The following is a 12781-nucleotide window of genomic DNA, read 5'->3' as shown; positions in this document are numbered from 1 at the left end:
CCGTTAAGGTCGAGGCAAGGCCCGGGGGGCTGCCGGAGATTCGTGATCCCGACGATGTGATCTTCCTGGCGCTCGCCGCCGTGGCTCAGGCTGATGCACTGGTCAGTGGCGACAGCGACCTTCAGGCGGTCAGAGACCAGTTTCATATTCCCATCCTCACGGTGGCCGAGTTCGCCGACTGGCTACCCGCTCACCGCCGCCGACGCCGATAATCCGGCGCGAGCCCGGCAGTCACCGCCGCCTCAACCGATCCGCCACCCACGCCACGACACCGCGCTTGGCTGGTTGCGCGGCCTGCGCCTCTTCCCGCTCGATCAGCGCCAACGCTTCCTTCACGCCCATCGGCACAATGCCGTCGGCGGTGACCAGCCCTTGCCGCTTCATCTCTTCGTACCGGTAGGGATCTCGGCGGTTGGGGATCAGCGCGTACTGCGCCTTGAGCAGCTGCGACTGGGCTTCGACACTGAGGTTGCCGGCAGCCTCGTAGCGGCGTTTGAAGGCGTGACGGTACTTGGGCAGGACGTTGCCGAAGTCGTCCAGGCAGTCGGTGACGCCGGGGATGAAATGCTTGACCAGATGCCAGTGGCCCATTCGGTAGACGCCGGCCTGGAAAACCACTTCGTCGTGCAGTCGTTCCAGATCGGGTGAGCGCTGCTGGTAGGCGGCAGCAAAGGCTTCCAGTGCGTCGGCCAGCTTCGGCGCACCATCGTCAAACGCCAGCAGTGCGCGCCAGTTGGCTGCCAGCGTGAGCAAGCGCTGGTGCTCTTTGTCGGAATACGGCGCGCGCAGCACCTTTTCCAGCGTTTTGACTTGGCTCGACAGGCGGCTGAGCTCTCGGTTGACCAGGTTGACCAGGATGGCAACCAGGGCGGGATCGTATTTGCTGGCCTTAGACATCACCCCACCCACAGCACATTCATCCCCGCTATCGCCGCATCCGGCAGCCCGACCACGTCGATCACCCAAAAAAGTGGGTGTCCCTTCATTCGACGATGATGCCGTAGAACATGCTGATGGTGGGCATGGGTAGCAAGCTCTGACCCCTTTGTTTAACTAAATGGGTGTCCCTTTGTTTGTTCTTGTTTGTTCTCGCGCTGCAAGCGTTGTCAGGCCCGTAGAAGGGCTTGCGGGCGGGAAAAGCAAGGGTAGCCAAACCCTCAGAAGCCGCTGCCGGGCTTTGCCTCCAATCTTCTGCCGGCTTGGCTTCGTCGCGGCGCACTGGGTGTCCCTTTGTTTGTTTGCGCCTTTGTTTGTTTGCGTTGTTTGTTCGTGATAAGAATATCTCTTCCTCAGGCACGAGGGGATTTTGGCGTTGCTTGCCCCGGCGACGGCTGTGGGTATAAGGTTGTCAGAACGTCGGGGTTTGCCTCGACGATCTTGAGCAGCGCGCGGGCCGGACCCGACGGACGAACGCGGTGTTGCTCCCAGTTCTGCAGTGTCTTGAGCTTGACTCCGATCAGATAGGCAAAGCGGGTTTGGCTCAAACCAACGCGTTCGCGGATGGCCTTGACGTCAGGTTCCGGAAACTCGCGCAGCATCGCGCCTGGGAGCGATTCGCCACGCATGTGGCGACCCATGTCGCGAATGCTCTCCAGCAGTTCATCAAAGTGCTTATCGTCCATGACTGAGCTCCGCATCGATCACATCGGCGAGGCGCCGGAGCTGATCCTTGGTCAAGTCGGTAGTTACATTTTTTGCGTAGGCGTAGATCAAGTAGCACCAGTCATGACTGGCCCAGTGGTAGTAGATTACTCTGGCCCCGCTTCGTTTCCCTCTTCCGGCCAGCGGCACACGCAGTTTGCGAAGACCACGACCGCCAGGAATCAGATCGCCGGCGGTCGGATTTTCCAACAAGGTTATCTCCAGAGCACATAGCTCGTCGTCCGAGAAAAGATCTCGGGCGCAGCGCACGAAGATAGGAAGTTCAATGAAGACCACGTCGTGAATTATACGCTAGAAGCGGAGTCGAGCAGAAGACGGGTACCAGAGAGGGCGAAGAGTGAGGCGAGAGGGCGACTCCGGCAGGGCTCATGCAGGCAGTGTAGGCAAGGGGGATGAATGCGTCAAGACGGAAGAGGCGTTACGTTTTTGTTTTTCGCACTCAATCGCTCGGTGCTCAGGCTGGGATTTCAACGAATTCGCCGTAGGATCGAGGGGCGGGGATTTCTTGTCCTGCTTCCTTGAGCCCTTGGAGATGGAATTCGATGGCTTCCTGGATGAGGTGGCGCACTTCTTCCTCGGTGTCGGCAGCGGCGATGCAACCCGGCAGGTCGGGAACGTAGGCGCCGTAGCCCTGTGGACCGCGTTCGATGATGACCATGTAGCGCATCTCATTCTCCTAGAGTCAGACCGGCTTGCTTGAGCACGCTGGCAAGCGTGCCGGGCGGGATGTCGGCGCTTGGCTTGCCGGCAACGGTCACCGTACCCGGCTTGGTTGGGTGGCGAAACTGGCAGTGACTGCCCTTTTGTCGTACCTGAATCCAGCCGTCGCCTTCAAGCAGCGCAATCAGTTTTATGACTTTCATGAACGGTATTTTATCCTGGAGACGCAGGCCGTTTTTGTGGGATGACGCTCTTTGGGTGGTGCTTGGTTGGCGCTTTTTCGTGATGGTGGCAATGAGGCGTTACGTTAACTAAGTGCGTTAACTAAGTGGGTGTCCCTTTCTTTGTTTTTTGTTCTATGTTTCCCTTTGTTCTTCTTGGAAGGGCTTGCTGTCGCGCGCCCAAGTGTCAAGGGTAGCCAAGCTCGTCGAGTAAGAAAGTGCCTTTGAGTGTTTTTCTGCAATGCAATCGCATTGACAGGGTAATGTAACTGCATTACCATTCAAGCGTCACCCAAGAGCTGCTGGGAACTGCCATGGCCGCGACCATCGAAGTCGAATCCACACTCACCGATCGCTATCAGACCACGGTGCCGGAAACGGTGCGTCGTGCCCTCAAGCTGGGCAAGCGCGACAAGATCCACTACACCATTCGTCCCAACGGCGAGGTGGTGCTGACGCGCGCCGAGGGGGACGATCCGGTGCTCGGACAGTTCCTTGGTTTCCTGGCCGCCGACATCGCTCGCCATCCCGAGCGGCTGCACGCTATAGATGCCGGCCTCGTCCAACGACTCCGGTCGCTGGTCGGCGACGTCGAAGTCGATCTCGATGCCCCCCTGTCGGCAGACGATGAATGAGCGCTGGGAATCCCGCACCCCTGGTCATTCATGGCTGGACGATTTTTGCCCATCCCCTGTTCCTGGATCAGATCGAAGCGCTGACGAGGCAAGTCGAGACGCTGAAGCAGAAGGATCCTAGCGGGTATGTCAAGAAGAATGCCAGCAAGCGACTGGCCGCGATCACCAAGCTGGCGTTCGACATCATCCCGCACGATCCGACGCGACCGGAGTACCGACAAGGCGGCACGCTCGGTGACGATCACAAACACTGGTTTCGGGCCAAGTTCTTCCAGCAGTACCGACTGTTCTTCCGCTACCACGCACAAGCCAAGGTGATCGTCTACGCCTGGGTGAATGACGAAGACACCAAGCGCGCCTATGAGCGCAGTGACGACGCGTACCGGGTGTTTCGCAGAATGCTGGAAAGCGGGCATCCTCCTGACGATTGGGATCAGCTCCTGGCTGAGGCGCGCAGCGCATCGCAGCGGATGCAGGAATCATTGGCAAGGGCGGCAGCAGCGCAGTGATTGGCGCAAGGTGCGCTTCGTCACGCTTCGTCTTGAGTTTTTAGCTGCGTTGCAAGCGCTCACAGGCCCGCAGAAGGGCTTGCTGGCGGTTTCCAACGCGGTCGGGCCTTTGCTTCTTGGGCTTGCTCAATGCCCTTATTCCGCTCAACCGAACACGTGCTCGGATTCATCCTGTTGCGGCGAGGTACGGCTGGATTCCCACCCCAGGCAGGCGAGCCACACGGTCTTGGGGATGGGACGGGCGCCGGAGAGATAGCCGCCAAGCGTGCGCACGCTCAGCCCGAGGGCTTCAGCGGCCTGGCGCCGGGTGAGCTGGTTGCGATCCATCCAGCGCCATAACCGCTCGGGACCGATGCCGCCGGATTGTTCGATGGCGAGGTTGCGCAGGTTGTCGGCAGCCAATTCCAGCGCATCTTCGCGCCAGACGACGTAGCCGCCGCGGGCGTCGAGCTTTGCCTGGACGAAGAGATCGGGGTCGGCGAGTGGTGCGAGCACCGGATAGCGGGCGATCCAGTCGCCGAGATCGACCGTGGCGCTCAAGCCATCGGCGAAATGCAATTCGAGCGTGCTCGGCGGCTTGGCGCTGAGCGCGGTGATCGTGTGCTGGGGATCGTGGATCATGGGTTCCATTCCTCGAAACGTTGCCTTGCTTCGTCACGATGCTTCTTGATCCAGACGAGCGCCTCGGCGATTTCGACCGGACGTACTGTACGGCTCATGACCTCGAGCGTGTCAAGAAAGACGAGCGCATCACGCCGGTCGGGCAACACCACATGCACATGCGGTGGGCGATGGTCGGGCACATTGATGCGAATGCTCAAATGCGCGAGGCGGCAAAGCGTCGGCATGGGATCAGTGTCGTGCAGGCAAGGCACAAAGTCAAGATTCCTCCAATCTTCTGCCGGCTTCATCCCGGCGCACTGGGTGTCCCTTTGTTTTCTCCTTTCTTGGCGGGTGTCCCTTTCTTGTTTCTTGTTGTTGTTCCTTGTTGTTCTTGTCATGCCATGACGACGCGGGTGCGGACTTCCACATTCAGCGCGCGCTTGATGGCGGCGAAGATCGCTGAGAGATTGCTCATGGTGGGATTGCCCGAGGCCGACAGCATCCGATGAAGGCTCTTGGCCGGCTTGTGAATCTCTTCGGCCAGGGATTCGAATCCGATCGTCGCATTGACCAGATCGCGCAGGATGAGTTTGGCGGTCTCGGGCTCGCCATTGATGAACAGGGTGATCGCCTCGTCGAGCAGCGCCTGGGCAAAAGTCGGGTCGCTCTGCACGCGGGCTGCCACGGTTTCTTTGAAATCACGAGTCAGTGCCATGGTTCACGCTCCTTTTTGCGGATGGAGTGTCTTGCGGCGCTTGTAGTCCTCCCACAAGGCCAGCGCCTCATCGATGTCTTTCTGTTGTCGCTTCTTGCTGCCGCCGCCGAGCAGGACAATGAGCTTCAAGCCGTCTTTGGCCAGGTAGATGCGGTAACCCGGCCCCCAGTCGATCTTGTACTCGCCGATGCCCCGGAACCACTCCACGTTGGATAAATTGCCCTGTTCCATCCGCGCAACGGCCACACGGACCTTGGCAGCAGCCACCGGATCAAGCGTGGCAAACCACGCCGCGTAAGGGCTGCGGCCATCGGGCAGGAGTAGCTCTTGGACTTGGTAACTCAGTGACTAAATGGTAACACGTAAGTTCCCATCTTTGTCAGTCGTGGCAAAGGCTGCCACTTGGTGGCGCCAGGGGGGGAAGGGCGTCAACGTCAAAACGTCACAAGACGAAATGGGGTGGCGGGTGTCGGAATGAGGCGTTACGTTAACTAAGTGGGTACGTTAACTAAGTGGGTGTCCCTTTGTTTTTATTTGGGCGGGATCTGGTTTCTTTGATGTCATGTCTCACCCCACCCACAGCACATTCATGCCCGCATCCGGCAGCCCGACCACGTCGATCACCCAAAAGAAAGGGGGTGTCCTTTCATCACGCCAGGTGCACGATGATCTGGTAGGTGAGTAGGGGCATTGCGCCGCGCAGAGCTTGACGTTCGTGAATGTCTGGGCATCTTCCGCAAAGACCCCGCGCCCGGGACCCTTGAGGAAAATCCCCCGCCCCTCTTGCGAAGGACGGGGGGAAGGTCTTACGGCATCAGCCGCCCGCCGGGGCGGGGGCTGAGGGAAATCAGGCGATTTCCAAGAGGCCAGAAGTGTTGAAGGACGCCTTCGAAAGATCGACCAGACCGGTGATCATGACAATGACGTCTTCACCTTCGACAAAGGACGACGTGCTGTCATCACCCGCATCGAGGACGATGAAGGTGTTGTTTCCGCGCTGGAACCAGCCGATCTCGCCAGCAGCCAGATCGGCCATCGCTTTGTTGGCATAAGCCAGCAGGGTTTCGTCGGCGCCTTCGCTCAAAACGATCTTAGACTGCTTGAAGCTGTTGCCGCCGACCAGGTTCATGTCGATCACGTCGCCAGCATTCACGCCTTCGATCACGACATAGGTGTTCAGCGTGCTTGCGGCGCCGGCGATGACGAAGGTGTCGTTACCCGAACCACCGTTCAGACGGACCGTATCCGCGCCGGCTGTGACCGTCAGGATGTCGTCGCCGTCGCCGCCATAGAGCTTGACGCCATCGGCATTGGCCGTCAGGTGATCCGCGCCCGTGCCGCCCTTGACCACCAGGTCGTTCAACGAGGCGATGAAGGTAAGCTCGCCCGAGAAGCCTTTGGAAGCGTCCACCAGGGTTACTTCCGGGCTGTTCTGTAGACGCAGATCCAGGTTGGCGTTGCCGGTGACATTCACCTTAGTGGCAGCATCGGCATTCAGATACAGCGTCGAGGTCTGAATCGAAGCATTGCCCAACACAACAGGTACCGTATCCGTTGCGGTGATGTTGATGGTCTCGACGCCGGCCACTGTGACGGTGCCATGAATCAGGTCGTCAGAAGCAACCTTAGTAATGATGTTAAAGCTGTCAGCGTCGCCGGTGGCGTCCTTCATGACAACCACGGCGCCTGTACCTGCGCCCGTCAGTTCCAGCGTGCCGCCGTCGAGCATGTTGGTCAGGGTGAGTTGGGACTTGGTGGTTTGCGTGATGGCGGCGGTGATTAATTCGTCGTTCTCGTCGGAGGTGAAACTGTAGTCGCTCACGACGAAGGCACGGCCCGGATCGGCTGCGGTAATGACAATGGTGTTAGTACCATCAGTGTAAGTCGCATCGTAGAGGGTATCCTCGTTGATTGCATTAGCCAGTGCACCACCGATTTGATTGAGAGTCTTAGCCCCGCCAGACACGGTATAGCTGAAGGTCACGCCATTAATCTTGACCGAAATAATGGCACCGTTTGCAAAGCCCGCATTCTCACCCTCCTCCGCTGCAGTCAAGACAATCGTTGCTTCCTGCGCCGTATCCGCCGTACCTGCCGAGATGACATACTTGATGTCGTCCATGTTGGCGAGGTTGACCGTATTTTGAACACCGCTTGCCACTTGCCCCAGGCTCAGCTTCTGGAAGTTGGCGATCTTGGCGTTGAAGGCGCTGGTGGCGGACAGGGCTTCGGCGTCGGCAGCGTCCATCGCCAGGGTGTTGGTCCCCGTGCCGCCGTCGATGGTGGCGGTAATATTGGTGACGCTATTCGTGCCGCTTGCCAGGGTGAGTTGGTCATCGCCGCCGCCCAGCGTGATGTTCTTCGCCACGGTCGCGCTGGTCAAGGTCACGTTATCCACGCCGTCGCCGCCGGTGTAGGTGGCCTTGGACGCGTCGATCTTGGCGATGACCGTGCCGGTGGTGCCGGTGGTGTTGACCGAGGTCACGGTCGAGCCGCTGGCATCGATGTTCAGACCGGCAGAACCGCTGACGGTGACGGTTTTCAGGTGGTTCAGGCTTGAACCGTCGTGGATGTCGAGCATCTTGTCGCCGGACACGGCCAGCGTTTCGGCGTCCGCGCTCAGAGCAAAGGCCGAATCGGCGCCGGTGGCGGTGACCTTGAGGGTCTTGAGGCTGGTATCGGTCAAGGTGACCGCGTTTTGAATATTGTTGACCGTCAGACCGAGGGTGGCGGCGGACGTTTTGACCGTCGCAGTGCCATGGGAATTGGCCAGGTTCAGCGTGGTCAGAGCGTCGAGCGAGCCGCTACTTCCCAGCGTGGCGCTGCCATAGCCGTCGAGGGTGATGGTTTTGATGCTGGCGGCGCCCGATTTGTCATTGATGGTGACGGCGCCGTAGGTGACGGTGTTGGTGGACGTTACGGCCGGACTGCCTTCCGTACCGGCGACATAGGTAGAGGTCGGATCAACGGTACCTTCTGTCACGGTCATTTCGCCCGTGTTATGTGCTGCCGCCGTAAACACGACGGTATTGCCGCTCGCGGGGCCGCTCGTCCAGCTAGAAGACAGCGTGCCGGTGTAGTAGCCGTTCGCCGTCGGGCCGCCGGGGGTTTGCGTGTCGCCGCCGGCCGTCAAGTTGGCAAATGCGGCTGCGACCTGCTCGGCGGTCAGCGCCCTGGTGGCCGTGAAGGTGAGGCCAGCGACGGTTACCGTGTCGCCCTTCGCCATGGGCTTGAAGGTGAGGGTCTGGGTGGCCGGAACCATCGGCGTGCCGGGCTTGGTGAATTCGGTGACCGTAGCCTTTTGCGTCACGGTGACGTCGGTGGTGTTGCCGTCGGAGTTGACGGCCACGTCGCCGAAGATGTGGGTATTGGTTGCAACCTTTGTTGCGTTGACGGTCAGGTTGGAGTTGACCGTGACGGTCTTGCCGCCCTTGATGGTGATGTCATCCTGGCTAATCGGCGCAGTACCGTCGCTGCTGAGGTTGCTGGTCACAGAAACGGCGCCGGTGGGGGCGGTGTGCTCACCGATTGTGATGGCGCCGCTATCAGTCTTGGACGACGCCGTGACGGTGACATCGGTGCCGCCGTCGATGGCGATCGTGCCCTCGCCCTGGTTGCTGTCGGTGACGGTGATGGCGCCGGCAGGGGCCGTAGTCGCGCCGATGGTGATGCTGTTGTCTTTGGTGGCGTCGGTGACGGTAACGTTCTTGCCGCCGTCGATGCTGATGTTGCCGGTGACGCCGGAAACCGAGACATTGGTGGTATCGGCGGCCTCGACTGTGGCGCTCTGCGCGGTCAGAACGTTCACGTCATTGACGCCCGTAAAGCCGGTGGTGGTGACTTTGGCTTCGTCTACCGAGCGAACGTTAATGGTTTCGATGCTGGTCAGGGAAAGACCCAGCTCATTGATGTTTTTACCACCCGAGGTGTCGTTGTAGTTCAGCGTGTCGGTCCCCTTGCCGCCATCGAGCACGTCGAGCAGGAGGGTTTTGTCGGTGCCGTTGAAGACGTCGTTGCCGTCGGTGCCGATCTTTTGTTCCGGATCAGTAGTGAGCGTGAAGATCTTCCCGCTCGCCACTTGTTCGATGGGATCGCCGGGATCGGCGATGTGGGTCTGCACGTAGATCACCACGTCGCTCGTGCTCGGCAGCGTGGCTGGCGAGGACGTCACCGTCTTGAGGAAATCGCGCGCGGCGGCCGCATCGTCGTCCCCCTCGTAGGTGACGGCGAACTTGGTACCGGTGCCGAAGTCGGGATCGGTGAGCGCGCGGCCATCGACCGCTTCGGTGAAGCGGTTGGCGGCGACGAGCTTGTTCGCGATGGCGACGGCGTCGTCGTTTTGGGCGCCATTGAGCACGTCGAGGGCGACGCGGCCCAGGGTGGCGGGGCGGCCATCGGGGTACTCGCCGGCCTGGAGGGCCTGGACGTAGAAGTTGTCGGCGCCGCCGTCGGCGTCACGGCCGAAGAGGGCCTGATAGACGGAGTTGACCAGCTCGAGCGGGTCGGTTTGCGTATAAAGCGCCGCGGATTCTTCGGAGGTGGAAAACTCGTCGATGATCGCGTCGAGGTTGCCTCCCGCTTTGTCCAGCCGCTCGGCCCAGTAGCGCAGGCCGCCGGGATCGGCCGGGCGCTGATAGTAGGCGATGTAGATCGACTGGACGGTGTTGATGTAATCAGTATATGCCATCTTGGTGCTCCTGGGGTGGTTATCGAAAAAATCCAGCTCCAAATACAGACCACGCCGCTGGTATGGGACCGGACCATGGCCATGCTGGAGATGCTATGCGAAGGTACCGGTCAAGTCAAGATTCGGCACCGCCACTGCGGCGGAAATATAGCATCTTTGTGGTCGTGTGTGGTGGTGGGGAGGGTGGGTGTGGCATCAATGCAACAGATTTGGTCGGAGTTGCAGGCCGTGAATCATGTTACCATATATACGATATACGTTTTTTTACCCGTAAAAGGAGACTGCGATGGCGCAATCGGCTTATTGGGATGAGGTGCAAAAGGCGTACATTGCCTACTACGGACGGCCTGGGGACTGGGCGGGAATGACGTACTGGTCGCAGGCGCTGGCGCAAAATGGAGGCAATCTTTCAGGCATCATCCAGGGGTTCGGCAATTCGGTGGAGTCGCAGAGCCTATACGCGGGGGCGGATTACCGGACGATGGTGCAGAAGATCTATCAGCAGCTCTTCGGGCGCGATCCGGATCCGAGTGGTTGGGATTATTACGTGGGCAAGCTCGAGAAGAAGGAAATGAGCCTGCAGTCGATCGCGCTCGATGTGCTCAACGGGGCACAGGGTTCGGACAAGGCGATCATCGATGCCAAGGTGGCGGTGGCCAACCTCTTCACGCAGCGGCTGCATGAGCGGGGGGCGGATTACAGCTACATGGGAGACGACGATGCGCAGGCGGCGCGCGCGCTGCTCGCCCAGGTGGATGCGAATACGGACGTGACCTCGGCTCAGGCCAAGGTCGATGCGCTCATTGCCCAGATCCATGACGATGTGTGGGCCAAATTGAACGTTTATGTCGATGATATGACGTTCGATGGAACCGCGGTGTTCATCGTGGGAGATGCTTACGCGGGATGGCAGAGCGGGCGTGGCAACGATGTATGGGTGGCCAAGCTCGATCCGGGGTTGAGCGTGCAGAAAACGGTGTGGCTGGGAGACGTGAACGATCAGTATGGGCGTACCGTGGCGCCGACGGGCGATGGCGGCGTGGTGGTGACGGGCTATCAGTACGTGTCGGGAGAGCAGAAAGAGTTCATCTCCAAGCTGGATGCAAACCTGAACTCGGTGGGCACGGTGACGATCGGCGCGACCGGTACCGACGAACGGATCAACGACGTGGCCGTGCGGCCCGATGGAAAGATCGTGGCGGTGGGCTACCAGAATGCGGTGGCCGATGCACGAGATGCTTACATCGTGGCGCTCAATCCGGACATGACGGTGTTCGCTCAAAGACGTGTAGATAATCCCAACGTGCTCAATTCGAACGAGAGCTTCGATCAGGTGGCGGTGTTGCCGGACAATTCGGTGGTGGTTCGTTCGGGTAACTATGTGTTGGAGAAATTCGATGCGAACCTCAATCTGGTGAAGACGGTGCAAACGAGCTCGTGGATGCGGGATATGGCGGTGACGTCCGATGGGAGCGTCTGGGTGATCGAAGGCGGGCGGCTCATGCAGCTGACCTCGGATCTGCAGTGGGCGGGCGAGTGGTCGTCCAAGAATTTCAATCTGTATAATATAACTGCAGATGGTTCGATGCTGACTTTGTATGGTGATTCCGTTACGGTGACGGTGGACGTTGCGAAAGGCGTTCCCGTGATCGAGGACGTGACCAAGGTGTCGACGCGCTCGGGCGGGACGGTGTATTTCGATCAGGCGGTGCTGAAAAATGGCACGCTCGGGGCAATGGACGGTAGTAATGTTTTGATGACTTTGCGCCCGGAGGCGGTGGTGAGCCCGAACTTGGCGAGCGATTATCGTGAAACTGATCTGGACGTGAGCGCGTATGGGTTCAATGCCGTGACTTCTTACAAGGCGACGGTGACGCCGCTCGATTGGACCCAGGGCGACGTGCAGATCGTGGGGGTGGCCAATAGCTATACCACGAAGGATGCGTCGGGTCTGGTGACCATCAATGCGTATGGGACGCTGGATGCTTGATCTCGATCGGTTTTAGTTGTTGAAAAAGGGGCCGCGAGGCCCCTTTTTTCATGGGGTCAGTTTTGCTTGGATCGCTTCCCATGCGTGTTGGGCCACCACGCGCCAGTCGAGCCGTTCGAGCACGCGCGCGCGGGCGCGGCGAGCGAGGGCGGCGAGTTCGTCGGGCAGGGGGAGCTGGGCGAGGATTCGGGGGAAGGCATCGAGCGGGGCTTCGAGGCAGTGTTCGCCGGGTTCGAGGGGTTGGCCGCGGCGGCCGAAGGGGGTGGTGAGGATGGGCAGGCCGGCGGCGGCGTATTCGGGGAGCTTGAGGTTGGTGCCGCCGCCGCTCGTCATGGGGTTGACGGCGAGGTCGGCGATGGCGAGCCACAGGCGTTTTTCGCGCTCGGGCACGGGGCCGGTGTGGAGCACATTGGCCGGGGGGTGGGCGAGGGCGGGGTCGCGGGTGACGCTGCCTACCACCACGAAGGTCCAGTGGGGGCAGGCGGGGGCGAGGGCGTGGAGGTGTTGCACGGCCTGAACGTTGGGGAGATGGTGGCTGCCGAGGAAGAGGGCGAGGCGCGCTTCGGCGAGGCCGAGGCGTTCGCGCAGGGCTTGGCGCTCAGCGGGGGTGAGCGGCAGGTGGGGGTCGGGGGCGACGCCGTTGGGGACGAGGGTGAGGGCGGTGGAGTCGAGGCGGTAGAGGGCGGCGAGGCGCTCGGCGTCTTCGGCGCTGCAGGCGAGCACGAGGCGGGCGCGGCGGGCGAGGGTGCCTTCGGCGGCTTCGAGCGCACTCAGTAGGGCGTGGGTTTCTGGAATGTCGGGGAGCATGGCGGCTTTGAGGTCGCGCTCGACGTTGTGGGCGTCGTAGAGGAGGGGGCCGTGCCAGAGGCCGTCGAGGAGGGGGTAGAGGTAGGGGTGGGCGCAGACGACGAAGTCGATGCCGTCGAGCCGTTCGGCCAGCGTTTGACGCAGGGAGGGTTCCTGGGGGGCGTGCTGTAGGACGGCGAGGTCCCAGGCGGAGAGGCCGAGGGTGCGTTCGAGGGTTTGAGCGGCGTCGCCGAGGGGGGCGGGGGCGGGGAGGAGGGTTTCGCGGTAGCCGGGGGCGAGCAGGCGGGTCTGG

14 protein-coding genes and 1 pseudogene are annotated in these 12781 nt (G+C 60.7%); 4 read left to right on the top strand and 11 right to left on the bottom strand.

Annotated elements, in window-relative coordinates; translation table 11 throughout:
- A pseudogene (locus EPD80_RS11210) lies at nt 1–212 on the top strand (PIN domain-containing protein); the annotation flags it as partial.
- Nucleotides 213–231: 19 nt separating this feature from the next.
- On the opposite strand, the gene EPD80_RS11205 reads toward EPD80_RS11210, so the two are convergent.
- From EPD80_RS11205 to EPD80_RS11185, 5 genes are all read right to left on the bottom strand, one after another.
- Nucleotides 232–897, bottom strand: a complete 666-nt coding sequence (locus tag EPD80_RS11205; protein WP_142811826.1) for a hypothetical protein — start codon at nt 895–897, stop codon at nt 232–234.
- Between the two features lie 392 nt (nt 898–1289).
- Nucleotides 1290–1622: a helix-turn-helix domain-containing protein gene (locus tag EPD80_RS11200; protein WP_142811824.1), complete on the bottom strand. Its 333-nt coding sequence runs from the start codon at nt 1620–1622 to the stop codon at nt 1290–1292.
- A complete protein-coding gene (locus EPD80_RS11610) occupies nt 1612–1911 on the bottom strand; it encodes a type II toxin-antitoxin system RelE/ParE family toxin (protein WP_390613126.1) in 300 nt (99 codons plus the stop codon). The genes EPD80_RS11200 and EPD80_RS11610 overlap by 11 nt, the downstream gene beginning before the upstream one ends.
- A gap of 205 nt (nt 1912–2116) precedes the next feature.
- A complete protein-coding gene (locus tag EPD80_RS11190) occupies nt 2117–2329 on the bottom strand; it encodes a type II toxin-antitoxin system HicB family antitoxin (RefSeq protein WP_142811821.1) in 213 nt (70 codons plus the stop codon).
- Between the two features lies 1 nt (nt 2330).
- Complete coding sequence (locus tag EPD80_RS11185; protein ID WP_142811819.1) at nt 2331–2525, bottom strand: type II toxin-antitoxin system HicA family toxin; 195 nt, start codon at nt 2523–2525, stop codon at nt 2331–2333.
- 332 nt (nt 2526–2857) lie between these two features.
- On the opposite strand from EPD80_RS11185, the gene EPD80_RS11180 reads away from it, so the two are divergent.
- Together EPD80_RS11180 and EPD80_RS11175 are read left to right on the top strand one after the other, a co-directional pair.
- The gene (locus EPD80_RS11180; RefSeq protein ID WP_142811817.1) at nt 2858–3178 is read left to right on the top strand and encodes a type II toxin-antitoxin system PrlF family antitoxin; all 321 of its coding nucleotides are present in this window, start codon (nt 2858–2860) and stop codon (nt 3176–3178) included.
- Entirely contained in the window at nt 3175–3687 is a 513-nt protein-coding gene (locus tag EPD80_RS11175; protein ID WP_142811815.1) for a type II toxin-antitoxin system YhaV family toxin, read from the top strand. Before EPD80_RS11180 ends, EPD80_RS11175 begins: the two co-directional genes overlap by 4 nt.
- A 144-nt stretch (nt 3688–3831) precedes the next feature.
- Here the strand turns inward: EPD80_RS11175 and EPD80_RS11170 are convergent, their stop codons facing one another.
- From EPD80_RS11170 to EPD80_RS11150, 5 genes are all read right to left on the bottom strand, one after another.
- The gene (locus tag EPD80_RS11170; protein ID WP_221928979.1) at nt 3832–4308 is read right to left on the bottom strand and encodes a DUF2442 domain-containing protein; all 477 of its coding nucleotides are present in this window, start codon (nt 4306–4308) and stop codon (nt 3832–3834) included.
- Nucleotides 4305–4598, bottom strand: a complete 294-nt coding sequence (locus EPD80_RS11165; protein WP_185957773.1) for a DUF4160 domain-containing protein — start codon at nt 4596–4598, stop codon at nt 4305–4307. Before EPD80_RS11165 ends, EPD80_RS11170 begins: the two co-directional genes overlap by 4 nt.
- An 86-nt stretch (nt 4599–4684) precedes the next feature.
- Nucleotides 4685–5005, bottom strand: a complete 321-nt coding sequence (locus EPD80_RS11160) for a helix-turn-helix domain-containing transcriptional regulator (RefSeq protein WP_142811809.1) — start codon at nt 5003–5005, stop codon at nt 4685–4687.
- A 3-nt stretch (nt 5006–5008) separates the two neighbouring features.
- Entirely contained in the window at nt 5009–5350 is a 342-nt protein-coding gene (locus EPD80_RS11155; protein ID WP_142811806.1) for a type II toxin-antitoxin system RelE/ParE family toxin, read from the bottom strand.
- A gap of 502 nt (nt 5351–5852) precedes the next feature.
- Nucleotides 5853–9692, bottom strand: a complete 3840-nt coding sequence (locus EPD80_RS11150; RefSeq protein ID WP_142811804.1) for a hypothetical protein — start codon at nt 9690–9692, stop codon at nt 5853–5855.
- 286 nt (nt 9693–9978) lie between these two features.
- Between EPD80_RS11150 and EPD80_RS11145 the strand changes: the two genes are divergently transcribed.
- Nucleotides 9979–11682, top strand: a complete 1704-nt coding sequence (locus EPD80_RS11145) for a DUF4214 domain-containing protein (RefSeq protein WP_142811802.1) — start codon at nt 9979–9981, stop codon at nt 11680–11682.
- A gap of 48 nt (nt 11683–11730) precedes the next feature.
- Here EPD80_RS11145 and EPD80_RS11140 read toward each other — a convergent pair.
- Nucleotides 11731–12781, bottom strand: a 1051-nt coding sequence (locus EPD80_RS11140) for a glycosyltransferase (protein ID WP_142811800.1), incomplete at its 5' end; no start/stop codon positions are given.

The organism is Tepidiphilus olei (assembly GCF_006980705.1).
Classification (GTDB): domain Bacteria; phylum Pseudomonadota; class Gammaproteobacteria; order Burkholderiales; family Rhodocyclaceae; genus Tepidiphilus; species Tepidiphilus olei.
The sequence above is the reverse complement of the archived record's forward strand: the minus strand, read 5'-3'. Positions and strand labels throughout refer to the sequence as shown.